Genomic DNA, 15077 nt, shown 5'->3' with positions numbered 1-15077 from the left:
ACATCGAGCAGCATCAGGTCGGGTGGCGAGATGGCGAGCGCGCGCCGGGCGTCGGCCAGCGTGCCGCAGGTGGACACGCGATGCCCCTCGCGCGCCACCAGGGCCGCCAGCATGCGTGCCACGTCCTCGTCGTCCTCGACGATCAGTGCTCGTCCCATTCCACTCCTCGGGTGTGCTTCTGTTGCGGCGGGCTCGTCGCCATTCGTGCGGTGCAGGACCGTACGCCTGCCCGCCGGCTCGGAAGCTATATCGGACGGCGCCTACGCGGTGTCGGACGAAAGCAGAAATTGCGGCAAAGCCTACCGGTCCAGCGCCTCCGGACAACAGATTTTTAATACTTAATAAGTACTTTCAGCACGTTTTTCCGTGGCACGTCCGTTGCGCTATTCAGGGCGTGAAGTTCAACAGAAAAACGACCCCGGGGATGCCCCGCCCCTGCTCCGCCGCCCCCGTGCCACGGCGCCGCGCTGCTGCGCGCCACGACGCGGCAGCGGGGGCATGCGCATGATCCGGGTTGGCATTGCGGACGACCATCCAGTGGTGCGCTCAGGGCTCAAGGCGCTGCTGTCGTCCTGCGAGGACATGACCGTCGTAGGCGAGGCGAGCGACGGGCGCGAGACACGCGCCCTGGCGCTCAACGTGCGCCCCGACGTGCTGATCATGGATCTGATGATGCCGGGCTATAGCGCCCTGGACCTCATGACCATCCTGCGCGAGCGCGCCTCGGGCGTGGCCGTGATGGTCTACACCGGTTACCCGGCCGAGCATTACGGCCCCGCGCTGCTGCGCGATGGCGCGCGGGCCTACCTGGGCAAGGACTGCGATCCCTCCGAGGTGCTGGCTGCCGTCCGGGCCCTGCACGCCGGCCGGCGCTACATCACCTCCGACATGGCGGGCGTGCTGGCACAGCGCTCGGGCACCCACTCCACCGAAGGCGCGCCCCACCATTTGCTCACCCCGCGCGAGTTCCAGATCTTCCTGAAGCTCGCGCAGGGCGACAGCCCGGCCCACATCGCCGACGCGCTGTGCGTGTCGGCCAAGACCATCAGCACCCACAAGGCGCGCATCATGGCCAAGATGGACCTGCACTCGAACAGCGAGTTGACCTACTACGCGACGAAGCGTCGGCTGTTGAGGTGACAACACCCCCCATGCCGCTTCAATGCTCGAGGCGGCCGCCAGAGGCGGCTGCTCTTCGGGCACGTCCAAGCCTGCACTGGCAGGCTCTGAGCCGCGGCCCTCAGCCCCTCTCTTGCGCCTTCGGCTTGGAGGGGGGCGCATCCAGAGGCCTGACGAAGCCAGTTCCTCGGGTGCCCTGGCTTGGCCTGCTCCGCGGCCATCCGATCAGTGTCGCCGCGCCAGCTTCATGCGAGGCGAGCGGCACACAGCACCATGGAAGATTGACATGACCACTCGCCCTACGCCATCCACCGCGACTGTGCCGCCGGAGTCGCCGGAGCAGGCGCTGCTGCGCGAGTTCGACCATGACGCGCGCTCGCCGCTGAGCGCCATGGCCGCTGCCACCGAGCTGCTGGGGGCGACCGACGATCCGGCACTGCAGGAAGAGGCGCGCGGCGTGATCGGCCGGCAGGTGCGCAAGCTCAACGAGCTGTTCGCAGCCTTCCGCGCGCGGCTCGCTGCGCTGGCCCACAGGGGAGGCGAGCCGCCCGCCTGAACCGGCCGTGGCTTGCCCAGGGGGTCGGACCGGATCCGAGGGCCGGCTCACTCCATCAGTTGGTGCCGGATCGCATAGAGCGTCATCTCACCGTTGGAGCGCAGCCCCAGCTTCTCCAGGATGCGCGTGCGGTAGCCGCCCACCGTCTTGACCGACAGGCACAGCGAGGAGGCGGCCTGCTGCAGATCGCAGCCCTGGGCCAGCTTGAGCAGCACCTGCAGTTCGCGCCGCGTGAGCGGCTCGGCGCGGCGGCCGTCCGCCGGCACGCAATGCGCCAGCAGCAGGTTTGCCATGGTGGGGGACATGTAGCGCTCGCCCCTCGCCACCGCGCGCACGGCGTGCAGCAGTTCGGTGGGATCGCTTTCCTTGTCCACCAGGGCGCGCACGCCCTCGCGCACCAGGGTGCAGGCGTACTGCTCGGCGGCAAAGCCCGTGTAGACCACCAGGCCCACGTCAGGCGCCTGCATCCGCAGCCGCACCACTTCGTCGAGGACGTTGGAGCCTGGGATCACCAGATCCAGCACCAGCACGTCGAGTTGCTGGGCGATCAGCTCGCGCGCCAGGCCACGAGCCCGGTCGCATTCCCACACCATCTCCAGGTCGCGCTCCGCCCCGAACAGCGCCTTGAGGCCATTGCGCACGACCGGGTGGTCATCCACGACGCCAAGACGGATCGGCATCGGGCGGCGCATGGAACGGGATGGAGAAAAACCAAGGGTGGGCGCGGAGGCCGCATGAAGGGTGATCTGCATGCGAAAAGCAATGGCAACTCCTGTGCCCGTCGACGCCCGCGTCGTTGGGCGACGAAGCGCGGAGTTGGCGGCATAAGCCATGTGGACACGGCGCCGTCACCGACGTCCTGCGACGCTTGCGGCAACTGTTGCCGCAAGCGTTTCCAGACGCGGCGCCCGCCCTGGCCGTGCCCTCCGACACCGTCCCCCTCCTCGTCCGACAGGACGCCACCTCGCGCCCCCTAGTCTGGCTTGGCCGGTCCCCCCACCCGCATTCCGCACTCGCATGCATTGCAAGGGAGCGGTCTCAACCAAGGAGCATTCCATGTCGAACTCACAGAACGGCCGACCCGGCCACACCGAGCACAACGCGCCAGGCAAGCAGCCGGCGACGCCCCGCAACGAAGGCCGCCGCACGCCCGAGAGCCGCCATGATCGCGAAGACCATGCCGGAAGCAGCAATCAGCAGCAGCAGCGTCAAGGCCGTGGCATCCATTGAACGATGGGCCGCGGCAGCGGTCGTCACCAGCGCGATGGCGCTCGGCCTGCCGGCCGCAGCGCAGAGTTCCGGCAACCCGCGGGGCAATCCCCAGGGCAGCGAGACGCCGGGCACCACGGGACGGGCCGTTCCCCCGCCCGCGAGCCGCCCGCCGCTGTCGGCTGCGCCCACGCGGCGCGACGACGGGCGGCGGACCAACCCCGACAAGCCCGACGCCAGCAGTGGCCATGGCCGGGAGATCGGTGTGGGACAGCCGGGCGGGCTGGGCGGCCAGCGTGCGGCCGGCTCCCGCAACCGGACGACGGAGACGGATCAGGCGCCTCGACCTGGCGCGAAGCCCTGAATCAGCGGCCCCGCGCGCCCTGGCGCGAGGGCGGCTCCAACAGCGGCTCCGTGGCGGGCTCGTTGCGCTCTTCGCTTGGCGTCGGCCCGTCGACGTCGGGAACGCCGCTCACCTGGCGCAGGTCTTCGGCGTGCCGGTGTCCTCCATTGCCGCGATCACCGGCAGGGGACCGGTCCTGGTCGAGCTGGGTGGTGGGCGGGTGCCGCGCATCGCCGACGACCGGCGGCGTCGGCATGGGAATCTGCTGGGGCGGCGTGGCGGCATCGGGCCGGCGGCCGTCGTTCAGCGTCCGGACCGGGTCCTCGCCCACGCCTTGCGGCGGAGCGCGGCGGCGGTCTTCGTTGGGGTTCATGGTGTTGTCCTTGAAGGTCCTGCCGCCCTCACCCCTTCTGTGCGACAGGCAATTCGGGCGGCGACATAAGGGTGATCAGGCTCCGCTGCTCGCCAGGACGGCGCGGTAGGAATTGCCGCAGAGGCCTGTGCGCCCTGCCGCTGTGGCGGGCGGGCGCACGGCCGCCTCCGCCCACGCCTACAGGCGCGCTGCCGGCGTGGCGCAAGACTGAGGTCTTGCTGCGCTGCGAGGCCGGTGCCCATCCTGGGTTCCGCCCGCCCGCAGGCATTTCAGGAGCATCCGATGAGCACCACCCGTATCACCGACAGCGGCGAGGGCACCCGCCCCACCACCGATGGCGCCGCCAGCAACCTGGGGCCGGCGAAGGGATATCCCGACGGCGACACCGTCAAGCCCGGGCCGCACGAACGCATGATGGACAAGCGGCAGAACGCCGAGGCTGCCGAGCACGACGATTCGGCGCCGTGGAATCTGCACGAGTCCATGCGCCCCAATCCCAACACCGAGCCGCCGCCGTGGCCCGGCAAGACGCGCAAGGGCCGTCAGGCGCCGCCGGGACGATAAGCCGGCGACCGAAGCCGGCGAGGTACAGGGCTGCATGCGCTTGCAACGCCTCAGCGCTTGGCCTCGGCACCGGCACCCTGCGACAGCACCAGGAACTCCTGCGTCAGCACGCCCAGGCGCTCGCCCAGCCAGGCGGCAGTGGCCTCTTCCTGCCGCAGGATGTCCTCGCAGACCTGGCGGGTCTGCGTGTCCTGCGCCAGCTCGGCGGCCGCCACGAGGATGCGGTAGGTGGCCACCTCGAAATGCTCGAAGGCATAGCAGCTCATGGCCACCTTCATCACCTCGTCGTCGGCCATGCGGGCGCCCAGGCCCTGCATCATGGCGCCCATCTTGGCGGCCATGTCCTTCATGCCGGAGGTATCGCCACCGCGGCGCTGGATGCACTCGCGCAGCATGCGCGCCTGCTCGCGCGTCTCCTGCAGATGCGCCTGCATCCTGGCCTTGAGTTCGGGGTAGTTCTGAAGGCGATCGCTGGCGGTCTGCAGCATGGTCTCGGCCTGCTCTTCCATGGCGTGGGCGTCGCGCAGCCAGTCCATCAGGTGTTCGGCGGGATGGGTCATCGAAAAGCTCCGTGTGGCGGTGGGAGAAAGCGGGTCGGCAGGGATGCCGCCCATGGCGAGTCCGTCGAGTGACGCGCCCGGGTCTTCCTCGCCCGCGGCGGACTCCTGCGCCAGGTCTACGCCGAAAGCCTTGCCAGAGTGGGGATTCATGGGTTGCGTCCTCGTTGGATGTCGAAGTCGCCACCCTGAGGTGCATCGGCGTGCACCCTGTAGGAAGAGTCCCTCCGCCCGGCCGGCGAGACGCGAGGCGAACGCCGGAACCAGGCCGACGGAGAGGCCTTCCGCCGCCCGGCTGCCCGCTCCCACTCCCACCTGGGCCTTCACCTACACGGCAAACGCAGCCTGCTGCGAACGCTGTGCGCTGGCGCCCTCGCACTGCAGGGCCCTCTCACCCCAACCACCCCACAGGAGTCCTCCTCATGTTCTCGCACAACAAGCGACTGCAGTACACCGTGCATGTCAGCATGCCCAACCCCGGCCTGGCCAACCTGATGCTTGAGCAGTTCGGCGGTCCCCAGGGCGAGCTCGCTGCTGCCTGCCGCTACTTCACCCAGGCCATCGCGGAGGACGACCCGGGCCGCAAGGACATGCTGTTCGACATCGCCACCGAAGAGCTGAGCCACCTTGAAGTGATCGGCAACCTGGTGTGCATGCTCAACAAGGGCGCCAAGGGCCGTCTAGCCGAAGGCGTGGACGAGCAGGGCGAGATGTATCGCTCGATCACGGGCGCCGGCAACGACAGCCATCTCACCCAGGTGCTCTATGGCGGTGGCGCACCGCTGGTCAACTCCGCGGGCGTGCCCTGGACGGCGGCCTATGTCGACACCATCGGCGAGCCCACGGCCGACCTGCGCTCCAACATCGCGGCCGAAGCCCGCGCCAAGATCGTCTACGAGCGACTCATCAACCTGACCGAAGACCCGGGCGTGAAGGACGCCCTCACCTTCCTGATGACGCGCGAAGTGGCCCATCAGAAGTCCTTCGAGAAGGCGCTCTACAGCATCGAGCCCAACTTCCCGCCCGGCAAGCTGCCCGGCGACCCGCGCTTCACCAGCGTGTACTTCCGCATGTCCAAGGGCGAGGCGGACCTCAAGGGTCCCTGGAACGAAGGTCCGGACTGGGATTTCGTGCCGATGACGCAGGACTCGGGGCCGGTCGACGGACGCACCGGCTGGGCTTCGGTGGAGCTGCCCGAGGGCGATGCCGAAGTCCTGCGCGCCATGGCGACGCGCACGCAGTCCCGGACCGACATCGACCCCACCACGGGTGCCGAGCTGGGCGCCGGCATGACCCCGCCGCCGGCGGCCACCAAGAAGTGAGCGACAGGCACGACACGGACGCCGCAGCGCCGGGAGGCCTGGCGCTGGTCATCATCGACATGATCAGCCGCTGGGACTTTCCGGATGCCGAGCATCTGCTGCCGCACGCCCGCCGTGTGGCCACCGAGATTGCGGCGCTGGCCCAGGCCTGCCGCGACCGCGGCGTGCCGGTCATCTATGCCAACGACAACCGCGGACGCTGGCGCTCGGACTTCCATGCGCTGCTCGATGCGGCACTGGCCGAGGACGGGCCGGGCGCGGAGATCACGCGCCTGATGCGCCCGCACGACGACGACTACTTCGTGCTCAAGCCCAAGCACTCGATCTTTCATGGCACGCCGATGCCCTTCCTGCTGCAGCACCTGCAGGTGCAGCGGCTGGTGCTGGCGGGCGTCTCCAGTGACCAATGCGTGCTCATGTCCGTATCGGACGCACGCATGCGCGAGCTGGACCCGATCGTTCCCGCGGACTGCTCCGCCTCGCAGGGCGAAGCCCGGCACGAGGTACTCCTGCAGCAGTTGCGCGAGACCTGGAAGGTCGAGGCACCGCCCACCTGGCGCGTGCTCTTCGAAGACACGCCGCCTTCTCCCTCCCCACCCACTCGCCAGGAGCCCTCCAATGACTGAACCCACGCCCCAGGCCTCCACGCCGCGCCAGCAGCCCCCCGGACTGGAATCGCGCATGACCCCGGAACCCGACTTCGGTGCCGACAGCTACCGCGGCAGCGGCAAGCTGCAGGGCAAGGTGGCCCTAATCACCGGCGGCGACAGCGGCATCGGCCGCGCTATCGCCCTGGCTTTCGCGCGCGAGGGCGCGGACGTGCTGATCTCCTTCCTGGAGGAAGAAGAAAGCGACGCCCGCGTCACCCGCGAGTGGGTGCAGAAGGAGGGACGCCAGTGCCTGGCCATCGCGGGCGACATCCGCAGCGAGGCGCATTGCCGCTCGCTGGTGGATGCGGCCCTGCAGCAGTTCGGGCGCCTGGACGTGCTGGTCAACAACGCTGCCTTCCAGATGAGCCACAAGTCGCTGGACGAGTTGACCGAGGAGGAGATCGACCGCACCTTCCGCACCAACGTCTTCGCCATGTTCTTCCTGGCCAAGGCCGCGGTGCCGCACATGAAGCCAGGGGCGTCGATCATCAATACCGCATCGATCAACGCCGACAAGCCCAATGCCACGCTGGTGGCCTACGCCGCGACCAAGGGTGCGATCCAGAACCTCACCGGTGGCCTGGCCCAGTTGCTGGCCGAGAAGGGCATCCGCGTGAATTGCGTGGCGCCGGGCCCGGTATGGACGCCGCTCATTCCCTCGACGATGCCGCCCGAGCAGGTGGCCACGTTCGGCCAGCAGACGCCCATGAAGCGTGCGGCCCAGCCCAAGGAACTGCAGGCGGCCTATGTGATGCTGGCCTCCGACGAGGCGAGCTACATCTCGGGCGCCACGATTGCCGTCACCGGCGGCGTGCCGATGATCTAGCGATGGTGCGCTGCCTTCCAGCTCTCGCCGCCGCGCTGGTGCTGGGCGCCTGCGGCGACCATGAAGCCCCTTCGCCGGTCGAGGCGCCGGGCCAATCTCGCAGCAGCACTGACCTGATGCTGGAGGCCGGTGCCTCCGCGCTACAGGGCAAGGCCCCGCTGCAGGCGCTGAATCTGTACCTGGACGGCTTCCACTTCTACAGCGGCCGCATGGACGGCCAGATGGAGGCCCACCACTACTGCGGGCGCCTGAACGACGAGGTCAGCCAGTGCGTGATCTACGACGGCAACCGCGCCAACGCGAAGATCATGGGTGTGGAGTACATCGTCAGCCGCCGCCTGTTCGAGGGACTGCCCGATGCCGAGAAGGCGCTGTGGCACAGCCATGTGCACGAGGTCAAGTCCGGTCAGCTGGTGGCAGCGGGTGTGCCCGACGTGGCCGAGACCGCGTTGATGAAGGACCTGGTCGACACCTACGGCAAGACCTTCCATACCTGGCACACCGACCAGGACAAGGAACTCCCCGTGGGCGTGCCGCAGCTCATGATGGGCTTCACCGCCGACGGACAGCTGCGGCCCGAACTGCTGAAGGAACGGGACGAACGACTAGGCATCGACAGCACCCGCAAGCGTGCGTCGCGAGAAGCACTGCCCCTGCCACCGATCGCCGAGGGTGCGGACGCCTGGCAGCGCGGACCGCCGCTGCAGATCACCGATCCGACGGGCCGCAAGCATCACCCGGAGGACGCCCGCGCCGGCCACGGGCCGCGCTGATAGCCGGAACGGCTTGCGCGACGCGGCGCCGCGGGGGCACCCCCGCCTACAGCGGCACCCAGCCCGGCGTGCGCGCGAGTGCGCCAAACAGCGCCGCCGCCTGATCGGACGGCGTGGCGTACAGGTCCAGCGGCTGCGGCATGCCGTGCAGCAGGAACACCGCGCGGATTCGCTCGTCCCAATCCAGCAGGGCCATCGACCAGTCGGCGAACACCCGCGCCGGGGCCGGGCCGCGGTCGAGCAACTTGACCTGCTGGTGCCGGTCGTCGGCCAGGATGATGCTGTAGAGACGCTCCACCGCGGCCTGCGGGCCCTCCAGGTACTGCATGTACACGCCATCCAGCAGGCATAGCGCACCGGTGATCGAGGCCGCGGCATTGTTGTCGCGCGACTGCCGCAGGATGCCCGCCACATCGTCCGACCGGAAGGCCCGGGCGCGGCTGGCATAGATGAGTCGGTAGATCACGCAGCCATCCTAGCCGTCGTGCCGGGACCGGGGAAGTCGGCTCGGCTGCAGAGAGTGGGCGGCGCACGGTCACTCGGCTTCTGGCTGCCTCAGGGCAAACCCTGAACACAATCTCTGAAACCGGTTTCATAATTTCCTTCATCGGAGACACACAGGCGCGCCCACGCGCCCCACGCCCGTGAATTACCAGTTCCAGTTCGATGCCGTGCTCGCCGCCTGGCCCCTGCTGCTCAAGGGCACATGGATCACGGTGCAGCTCTCCCTCACCGCCACCCTGCTGGGTCTTGCCGTGGCCGTGGTGTGCGCCTGGGGCAAGACCAGCGGGCCCGCGCCGCTGCGTTTCCTGATCAATGCCTACATCGAGGTGATCCGGAACACGCCCTTCCTGGTGCAGCTGTTCTTCTTTTTCTTCGCGCTGCCGGTCATCGGCGTGCGCTGGTCCCCGTACATGGCGGCGCTCACGGCCATGGTGGTCAACCTGGGCGCCTACGCCACCGAGATCATCCGCGCCGGCATCGAGTCCATTCCCAAGGGCCAGATCGAGGCGGGCCGCGCGCTCAACCTCAAGGGCTGGGAGATCTTTCGCTTCATCATCATCAAGCCGGCGCTCAAGGCCATCTATCCGGCCCTGACCAGCCAGTTCATCCTGCTGATGCTGAGCTCGGCCGTGGTGTCGGTGATCTCGGCCGACGACCTCACCTCGGTCGCCGCCACGCTGCAGTCGCAGACCTTCCGCAGCTTCGAGATCTACATCGTCGTGGCCGCCATCTACCTGGGCCTTGCGCTGCTCTTCTCGCTGCTGTTCAAGCTGATCTACCAGCGCGTGCTGCATTACCCCGACCGCCGCTGAAGGCAGCACAAGGACAAGACCCATGCGTACCTTCGGCTTTCCCGAATTCCTCTTCATCCTCGAAGCGGCCCAATGGACGCTGGCCCTGTCGGCCATCGCCTTCGTGGGCGGCGCGATCCTGGGCCTGCTCATTGCGCTGGCCCGCACCAGCGAGAACCGCGCGGCGCTCTTCGCCTCGGGCGTGTTCATCCAGGTGTTCCAGGGCACGCCGCTGCTGCTGCAGCTCTTCCTGATCTTCTTCGGCGCACCCGTGCTGGGGATGGACATCAACCCGTGGATTGCCGCGGGCGCGGCCCTGATCCTCAACAGCGCGGCCTTCCTAGGCGAGATCTGGCGCGGCTGCATCCAGGCCATTCCGCGCGGCCAGTGGGAAGCGGCCATGGCGCTCAACCTCTCGTCCACCGCCCGCCTGCGCGACGTGGTGCTGCCGCAGGCCTTCAAGATCGCGCTGCCGCCCACCGTGGGCTATGTGGTGCAGATCATCAAGGGCACCTCGCTCGCGGCCATCATCGGCTTCACCGAGATCACCCGCGCCGGCCAGATCATCAACAACGCCACCTTCCAGCCGCTGGAGGTGTTCAGCACCGTCGCCGCGCTGTACTTCGTGATCTGCTGGCCGCTGTCGCTGCTGGCGGCACACATGGAGCGCCGCCGCGCGCGGGCGCTGGCCCGCTGATCGCCCCTCTTCTTCTCTTCATTCCCGTCCCGTCCAACCCCAAGGAGACCTTTATGAACATCCGCCTGCACCGCCGCACCGCCCTGGCACTGGGCCTGGCCGCCTGCGCCACTGCCTTCGCACCCCTGGCCTCGGCCCAGTCCGTGGCAGACATCAAGAAGAAGGGCGAGATCACCATCGGCATGCTGGTGGACTTTCCGCCCTACGGCACCACCGACGCCAAGAACCAGCCCGACGGCTACGACGCCGACGTCGCCAAGCTGCTGGCCAAGGACCTGGGCGTGAAGGCCAACATCGTGCCCGTCACGGGCCCCAACCGCATTCCCTTCCTGCTGACCAACAAGGTCGACCTGCTGATCGCCTCGCTGGCCGTCACGCCCGAGCGCGCCAAGCAGGTGGACTTCTCGGTGCCCTATGCCGCCGCCACCATCGTGCTGTACGGCAGCAGCAAGGTCGAGATGAAGTCGCCCGCCGACCTCAAGGGCAAGCGCGTGGGCGTGGCCCGCGCCAGCACGCAGGACGTGTCGCTGACGGCCGTGGCGCCCGAGGGCACCGAGATCCGCCGCTTCGACGACGACGCCTCGGCCATGCAGGCGCTGATGTCGGGCCAGGTCGATGCCATCGGCTGCTCCACCACGGTGGCGGCGCAGATCGCCAAGCGCGCCGGCAGCAACTTCGAGAACAAGTTCAACCTGCGCCAGCAGGTCATGGGGATCGCCATGCGCCCGGGCCAGCCCGAGCTGAAGAAGACGCTGGACGAGTTCGTCGAGCGCAACAAGAAGAACGGCGAGCTGAACAAGCTCTATCAGAAGTGGCTGGGCACCGACTTCCCGGCCACGCCCAACTCCTGATTGGCTTCTTTCCCTATCCGACCGCACAAGGCAGCCGAACGATGAACAGCAGCGTGGCCGCGCCCCATGAACTGGGCGACCCCATCATCCGCATGGACGGGGTGAGCAAGTGGTATGGCGAGTTCCAGGTGCTCACCGACGTGGACCTGTCGGTTCGCACCGGCGAGCGCATCGTCATCTGCGGGCCCTCGGGCTCGGGCAAGTCCACGCTGATCCGCTGCATCAACCGGCTGGAGACGGTGCAGAAGGGCCGCATCACGGTCGACGGCATCGAGCTGACGGCCGGCGGGAAGAACGTGGATGCCGTGCGCGCCGAGGTGGGCATGGTGTTCCAGCAGTTCAACCTGTTCCCGCACCTGACCATCCTGCAGAACTGCACGCTGGCGCCGATACGCTCGCGCGGCATGTCGCGCGAGGAGGCCGAGGCGGTGGCCATGAAATACCTGACGCGGGTGCGCATTCCCGAGCAGGCCAACAAGTACCCCAGCCAGCTGTCGGGCGGCCAGCAGCAGCGCGTGGCCATCGCCCGCGCGCTGTGCATGGCGCCCAAGATCATGCTGTTCGACGAGCCCACGTCGGCGCTCGACCCCGAGATGGTCAAGGAAGTGCTGGACACCATGATCGGCCTGGCCGACGACGGCATGACCATGCTGTGCGTCACGCACGAGATGGGCTTTGCCCGCAGCGTGGCCGACCGTGTGATCTTCATGGCCGGCGGCCAGATCCTCGAACAGGGCACGCCGGAGGCCTTCTTCGGTCATCCGCAGCACGAGAAGACGCGGCAGTTCCTGGGCCAGATCCTCACCTCGGGCCATTGACGCGATGTTCTCCGTCCTGATTTCCCTGTCCTCCTTCGGCGCGGCCGAAGTGGGGCGCCACGGCCAGGGCTGGGCCACGGGCTTGGCCTACGAGGCCGGTGTGGACAGCGTCGAGGTGCGCGGCGAGCTGCTGCGCAATCCCGCGTCCGAGCTGGCGGCGCTCAAGGGCCATGCCGCGGTCTACTCCAGCCCCGAAGGCCTCTGGACCGCCGACGGGCAGCTCGACACGACCGCGCTCCAGACCGGCCTGGCCCGCGCGGTGGCCCTGGACGCGCCACGCCTCAAGATGGCCATCGGCGGCTTCCACGCCACGCGCAGCCGCGACTCCCTCGACGCACTGCGCGAGGCCCTGGCCCGCACGCCGGTGGAGCTGGTGATCGAGAACGACCAGACACCCACCGCCGGCACGCTCGACGCGTTGCTCGCTTTCTTCGACGCCCAGCAGGCCGCCGGCCTGGACCTGGGCATGACCTTCGACATGGGCAACTGGCACTGGCTGGGCGAATGCCCGCTGGAGGCCGCCCGGGCCCTGGCCCACCGCGTGCGCTACGTGCATGCCAAGGGCGTGCAGCGCCGGCCCGACAAGTGGGTGGCCGTGCCGCTGGCCGAATCAGCCGCACCCTGGCGCGCCGTGCTGCGCGCACTGCCGGCCGATGTGCCGCATGCCATCGAATACCCGCTGATCGGCGACGACCTCACGGCCGTCACCCGCGCCGAGATCGCTGCCCTGCGCCAGCTGCGCACCGCCGCTTGAACTTCCCGCCCAAGGCTTCGCTGAACCGTCCCGCATGACCACCGCCCCCACCTTCGACGTCGCCACCTTCGGCGAGGCCATGCTGCTGCTGGTGGCCGACGAGCCCGGCCCCATCGAGAACGCCACGCTCTTCCACAAGCGCAGCGCCGGCGCCGAGACCAACGTGGCCATCGGCCTCGCACGCCTGGGCCTGAAGGTGGGTTGGGCCAGCCGGCTGGGCACCGACTCCATGGGCCGCTCGCTGCTGGCCACCATGCAGGCCGAGGGCATCGACTGCTCCCATGTGGTGTGCGACGCCACGCAGCGCACCGGCTTCCAGTTCAAAGGCCGCGTCACCGACGGCAGCGATCCACCCATCGAATACCACCGCAAGGGCTCGGCCGCCAGCCAGATGCGGCCCGAGGACATCGACGAGGCCTGGCTGTGCGCGGCACGGCACCTGCATGCCACCGGCGTGTTCGCGGCTGTCTCAGAGACCACGCTGCCCACCGCCCACCGCACGCTGGACCTGATGCGCGCGGCGGGCCGCAGCATCTCCTTCGACCCCAATCTGCGGCCCACGCTGTGGGGCAGCACCGAGCGCATGCGCGACTGCATCAACGCGCTGGCCGCCAAGGCCGACTGGGTGCTGCCCGGCCTGGAGGAAGGCCGGCTGCTCACCGGCGAGACCACGCCCGAGGGCATCGCGCGCTTCTACCGTGAGGCAGGCGCCTCGCTGGTCGTCGTCAAGCTGGGGCCCGACGGCGCCTACTACGACAGTGCCGCGGCCGGGAGTGCCTATGTGCCCGGCTTTCCGGTCGAGCAGGTGATCGACACCGTGGGGGCCGGTGACGGCTTTGCGGCGGGCGTGGTCAGCGCGCTGCTCGAAGGTCGCAGCGTGCCCGAGGCGGTGCGCCGCGGTGCCTGGATCGGCGCCCGTGCGGTGCAGGTGCTGGGCGACACCGAGGGCCTGCCCACGCGGGCCCAGTTGCAGGAGGCGGGCCTGTGAGCGACGTACGCAAGAAGGTGGTGGTCTTCCGCGCTCTGCCGCCCGACCAGATGGCGCGTCTGCAGGCCGCGCACGACGTCACCTTCGCCGATCCCAAAAAGGACCGCGCCGCCTTCGACGCCGCCCTGCCAGACGCGCAGGGCCTGATCGGCTCGAGCTTCTCCATCGACGCCGACGTGATCGCTGCGGCCCCGAAGCTGGAGGTGGTCTCCAGCGTGTCGGTGGGCGTGGACAACTACGACCTGGCCGCGCTTCAGGCCCGCAACATCGTGCTGGCCCACACGCCCGGCGTGCTGGACGAGACCGTGGCCGACACCGTCTTCGCCCTGCTGATGGCCACCAGCCGCCGCGTGGTCGAACTGGCCACGCTGGTGCGCGAAGGCCGGTGGGACAGGAACATCGGCGAAGACCTCTTCGGCTTCGACGTGCACGGCAAGACGCTGGGCCTGCTGGGATTCGGCCGCATCGGCCAGGCCATCGCGCGGCGCGCGGCCCTGGGCTTCGGCATACCGGTGCTCTATCACGCCCGCAGGCCGGTGGACCTGGCCACGCAGGCGCCCGAATTGCAGGGCCGGGCCCATCACACGCCGCTGTCCGAGTTGCTCCAACGCGCCGACTTCGTGGTCGCCATGCTGCCGCTCACGCCGCAGACCCGCGGCATGGTCGATGCCGCTCTGCTCACACAGATGAAGCCCGGCGCCATCTTCATCAATGGCGGCCGTGGTGCCACCGTGGACGAGGTCGCCCTGCTGGCGGCACTGGACAGCGGCCACCTGCGCGCCGCCGGCCTGGACGTGTTCGCGCGCGAGCCGCTGCCATTGGACTCGCGCCTGCGCACGCACCCCAAGGTGACGCCGCTGCCGCACATCGGCTCGGCCACGCACGAGACGCGGCATGCCATGGCGGCGCTGGCCGTGAGCAACCTGCTCGACGCCTTGGCCGGCCGGCGGCCTGCCGCGGTGTACGACACTGCGTCTTCATGAACCAGCCCTTGCCGGCGGCTCGGCCGGCCCGCCCCACCATCTCGGACGTCGCACGCGTGGCGGGCGTGTCCAAGGCCACGGTGTCGCGCTTCTTCAACCACCGCGAGCGCCTGCTCAGCCCCGACATCGCGGCCCGTGTCGAAGCCGCCATCGCCGAGCTGGCCTATGTGCCCAGCCCCATGGCGCAGGCGCTCAGCCACGGCCGCTCGCGGCTCATCGGGCTGATCGTGGCCGACATCACCAACCCCTTCTCGGTGGCCGTGCTGCGCGGCGCCGAGAAGGCCTGCAAGGACGCGGGCTACCTCGTGATGCTGTTCAACATCGGCAACGAGGCGGGCCGCGAGCGCGAAGCCATCGACGCCCTGGCCGGCTACCAGGGGGACGGCTGCATCCTCAACA

General features: G+C 69.0%; 21 protein-coding genes. 16 read left to right on the top strand and 5 right to left on the bottom strand.

Features of this window, described 5'->3' with window-relative positions; genetic code table 11:
* Window positions 1-498: 498 nt before the first annotated feature.
* Window positions 499-1140 carry a response regulator transcription factor gene (locus QZ772_RS15940; RefSeq protein WP_295528225.1) on the top strand — a complete coding sequence of 214 codons (642 nt, stop codon included), beginning with the start codon at window positions 499-501 and terminating at the stop codon, window positions 1138-1140.
* 265 nt (window positions 1141-1405) lie between these two features.
* Window positions 1406-1675: a hypothetical protein gene (locus QZ772_RS15935; RefSeq protein ID WP_295528222.1), complete on the top strand. Its 270-nt coding sequence runs from the start codon at window positions 1406-1408 to the stop codon at window positions 1673-1675.
* Between the two features lie 47 nt (window positions 1676-1722).
* Here the strand turns inward: QZ772_RS15935 and QZ772_RS15930 are convergent, their stop codons facing one another.
* On the bottom strand, window positions 1723-2355 hold the full coding sequence (locus QZ772_RS15930) for a response regulator transcription factor (RefSeq protein ID WP_295528220.1): 633 nt from the start codon (window positions 2353-2355) through the stop codon (window positions 1723-1725).
* 385 nt (window positions 2356-2740) lie between these two features.
* Complete coding sequence (locus QZ772_RS15925; RefSeq protein ID WP_295528228.1) at window positions 2741-2887, bottom strand: hypothetical protein; 147 nt, start codon at window positions 2885-2887, stop codon at window positions 2741-2743.
* On the opposite strand from QZ772_RS15925, the gene QZ772_RS15920 reads away from it, so the two are divergent.
* On the top strand, window positions 2838-3248 hold the full coding sequence (locus QZ772_RS15920; RefSeq protein WP_295528217.1) for a hypothetical protein: 411 nt from the start codon (window positions 2838-2840) through the stop codon (window positions 3246-3248). The two genes, QZ772_RS15925 and QZ772_RS15920, sit on opposite strands and share 50 nt — an antisense overlap.
* Window position 3249: 1 nt before the next feature.
* Here QZ772_RS15920 and QZ772_RS15915 read toward each other — a convergent pair whose 3' ends face one another.
* Window positions 3250-3600 carry a hypothetical protein gene (locus tag QZ772_RS15915; protein ID WP_295528214.1) on the bottom strand — a complete coding sequence of 117 codons (351 nt, stop codon included), beginning with the start codon at window positions 3598-3600 and terminating at the stop codon, window positions 3250-3252.
* A 282-nt stretch (window positions 3601-3882) separates the two neighbouring features.
* Here QZ772_RS15915 and QZ772_RS15910 point away from each other — a divergent pair, with 282 nt between their 5' ends.
* A complete protein-coding gene (locus QZ772_RS15910) occupies window positions 3883-4164 on the top strand; it encodes a hypothetical protein (protein ID WP_017759759.1) in 282 nt (93 codons plus the stop codon).
* 50 nt (window positions 4165-4214) lie between these two features.
* Here the strand turns inward: QZ772_RS15910 and QZ772_RS15905 are convergent, their stop codons facing one another.
* Window positions 4215-4874: a ferritin-like domain-containing protein gene (locus tag QZ772_RS15905; RefSeq protein ID WP_295528210.1), complete on the bottom strand. Its 660-nt coding sequence runs from the start codon at window positions 4872-4874 to the stop codon at window positions 4215-4217.
* Between the two features lie 269 nt (window positions 4875-5143).
* Here QZ772_RS15905 and QZ772_RS15900 point away from each other — a divergent pair, with 269 nt between their 5' ends.
* Genes QZ772_RS15900 through QZ772_RS15885 form a run of 4 tightly spaced genes read left to right on the top strand, consistent with a single transcriptional unit; the run spans window position 5144 to window position 8292 of the window.
* Window positions 5144-6043 carry a manganese catalase family protein gene (locus QZ772_RS15900; RefSeq protein WP_295528206.1) on the top strand — a complete coding sequence of 300 codons (900 nt, stop codon included), beginning with the start codon at window positions 5144-5146 and terminating at the stop codon, window positions 6041-6043.
* Window positions 6040-6669, top strand: coding sequence for an isochorismatase family cysteine hydrolase (locus QZ772_RS15895; protein WP_295528204.1), 630 nt, complete (start codon window positions 6040-6042; stop codon window positions 6667-6669). Before QZ772_RS15900 ends, QZ772_RS15895 begins: the two co-directional genes overlap by 4 nt.
* Entirely contained in the window at window positions 6662-7519 is an 858-nt protein-coding gene (locus QZ772_RS15890; RefSeq protein WP_295528201.1) for an SDR family oxidoreductase, read from the top strand. The genes QZ772_RS15895 and QZ772_RS15890 overlap by 8 nt, the downstream gene beginning before the upstream one ends.
* Window positions 7520-7521: 2 nt before the next feature.
* The gene (locus QZ772_RS15885; RefSeq protein WP_295528199.1) at window positions 7522-8292 is read left to right on the top strand and encodes an OBAP family protein; all 771 of its coding nucleotides are present in this window, start codon (window positions 7522-7524) and stop codon (window positions 8290-8292) included.
* Between the two features lie 46 nt (window positions 8293-8338).
* Here QZ772_RS15885 and QZ772_RS15880 read toward each other — a convergent pair whose 3' ends face one another.
* Window positions 8339-8758, bottom strand: a complete 420-nt coding sequence (locus QZ772_RS15880; protein ID WP_295528197.1) for a BLUF domain-containing protein — start codon at window positions 8756-8758, stop codon at window positions 8339-8341.
* Window positions 8759-8936: 178 nt separating this feature from the next.
* Between QZ772_RS15880 and QZ772_RS15875 the strand changes: the two genes are divergently transcribed.
* The 8 genes from QZ772_RS15875 to QZ772_RS15840 all read left to right on the top strand — a co-directional run.
* The gene (locus QZ772_RS15875) at window positions 8937-9608 is read left to right on the top strand and encodes an amino acid ABC transporter permease (protein ID WP_017761095.1); all 672 of its coding nucleotides are present in this window, start codon (window positions 8937-8939) and stop codon (window positions 9606-9608) included.
* A 22-nt stretch (window positions 9609-9630) separates the two neighbouring features.
* Entirely contained in the window at window positions 9631-10284 is a 654-nt protein-coding gene (locus QZ772_RS15870) for an amino acid ABC transporter permease (protein ID WP_295528195.1), read from the top strand.
* A gap of 53 nt (window positions 10285-10337) precedes the next feature.
* Window positions 10338-11135, top strand: coding sequence for a transporter substrate-binding domain-containing protein (locus QZ772_RS15865; RefSeq protein WP_295528192.1), 798 nt, complete (start codon window positions 10338-10340; stop codon window positions 11133-11135).
* A gap of 41 nt (window positions 11136-11176) precedes the next feature.
* The gene (locus QZ772_RS15860; RefSeq protein ID WP_295528189.1) at window positions 11177-11953 is read left to right on the top strand and encodes an amino acid ABC transporter ATP-binding protein; all 777 of its coding nucleotides are present in this window, start codon (window positions 11177-11179) and stop codon (window positions 11951-11953) included.
* Window positions 11954-11957: 4 nt separating this feature from the next.
* Window positions 11958-12707, top strand: coding sequence for a TIM barrel protein (locus tag QZ772_RS15855; protein ID WP_295528186.1), 750 nt, complete (start codon window positions 11958-11960; stop codon window positions 12705-12707).
* Window positions 12708-12741: 34 nt separating this feature from the next.
* Window positions 12742-13695 carry a sugar kinase gene (locus QZ772_RS15850; RefSeq protein WP_295528183.1) on the top strand — a complete coding sequence of 318 codons (954 nt, stop codon included), beginning with the start codon at window positions 12742-12744 and terminating at the stop codon, window positions 13693-13695.
* Entirely contained in the window at window positions 13692-14678 is a 987-nt protein-coding gene (locus QZ772_RS15845; protein WP_295528180.1) for a D-glycerate dehydrogenase, read from the top strand. Before QZ772_RS15850 ends, QZ772_RS15845 begins: the two co-directional genes overlap by 4 nt.
* On the top strand, window positions 14675-15077 hold a 403-nt coding region (locus tag QZ772_RS15840; protein ID WP_295528175.1), incomplete at its 3' end, for a LacI family DNA-binding transcriptional regulator. The genes QZ772_RS15845 and QZ772_RS15840, both read left to right, overlap by 4 nt.

Source organism: uncultured Pseudacidovorax sp. (genome assembly GCF_913773995.1).
Classification (GTDB): domain Bacteria; phylum Pseudomonadota; class Gammaproteobacteria; order Burkholderiales; family Burkholderiaceae_C; genus Xenophilus.
The sequence above is the reverse complement of the archived record's forward strand: the minus strand, read 5'-3'. Positions and strand labels throughout refer to the sequence as shown.

Excerpts from the sequence above, each read along its gene's own strand:
- QZ772_RS15940 (WP_295528225.1), top strand. The coding sequence starts at position 499 with ATGCGCATGATCCGGGTTGGCATTGCGGACGACCATCCAGTGGTGCGC.
- QZ772_RS15935 (WP_295528222.1), top strand. The coding sequence starts at position 1,406 with ATGACCACTCGCCCTACGCCATCCACCGCGACTGTGCCGCCGGAGTCG.
- QZ772_RS15930 (WP_295528220.1), bottom strand. The coding sequence starts at position 2,355 with ATGCCGATCCGTCTTGGCGTCGTGGATGACCACCCGGTCGTGCGCAAT.
- QZ772_RS15920 (WP_295528217.1), top strand. The coding sequence starts at position 2,838 with ATGATCGCGAAGACCATGCCGGAAGCAGCAATCAGCAGCAGCAGCGTC.
- QZ772_RS15915 (WP_295528214.1), bottom strand. The coding sequence starts at position 3,600 with ATGAACCCCAACGAAGACCGCCGCCGCGCTCCGCCGCAAGGCGTGGGC.
- QZ772_RS15910 (WP_017759759.1), top strand. The coding sequence starts at position 3,883 with ATGAGCACCACCCGTATCACCGACAGCGGCGAGGGCACCCGCCCCACC.
- QZ772_RS15905 (WP_295528210.1), bottom strand. The coding sequence starts at position 4,874 with ATGAATCCCCACTCTGGCAAGGCTTTCGGCGTAGACCTGGCGCAGGAG.
- QZ772_RS15900 (WP_295528206.1), top strand. The coding sequence starts at position 5,144 with ATGTTCTCGCACAACAAGCGACTGCAGTACACCGTGCATGTCAGCATG.
- QZ772_RS15890 (WP_295528201.1), top strand. The coding sequence starts at position 6,662 with ATGACTGAACCCACGCCCCAGGCCTCCACGCCGCGCCAGCAGCCCCCC.
- QZ772_RS15885 (WP_295528199.1), top strand. The coding sequence starts at position 7,522 with ATGGTGCGCTGCCTTCCAGCTCTCGCCGCCGCGCTGGTGCTGGGCGCC.
- QZ772_RS15870 (WP_295528195.1), top strand. The coding sequence starts at position 9,631 with ATGCGTACCTTCGGCTTTCCCGAATTCCTCTTCATCCTCGAAGCGGCC.
- QZ772_RS15865 (WP_295528192.1), top strand. The coding sequence starts at position 10,338 with ATGAACATCCGCCTGCACCGCCGCACCGCCCTGGCACTGGGCCTGGCC.
- QZ772_RS15860 (WP_295528189.1), top strand. The coding sequence starts at position 11,177 with ATGAACAGCAGCGTGGCCGCGCCCCATGAACTGGGCGACCCCATCATC.
- QZ772_RS15855 (WP_295528186.1), top strand. The coding sequence starts at position 11,958 with ATGTTCTCCGTCCTGATTTCCCTGTCCTCCTTCGGCGCGGCCGAAGTG.
- QZ772_RS15850 (WP_295528183.1), top strand. The coding sequence starts at position 12,742 with ATGACCACCGCCCCCACCTTCGACGTCGCCACCTTCGGCGAGGCCATG.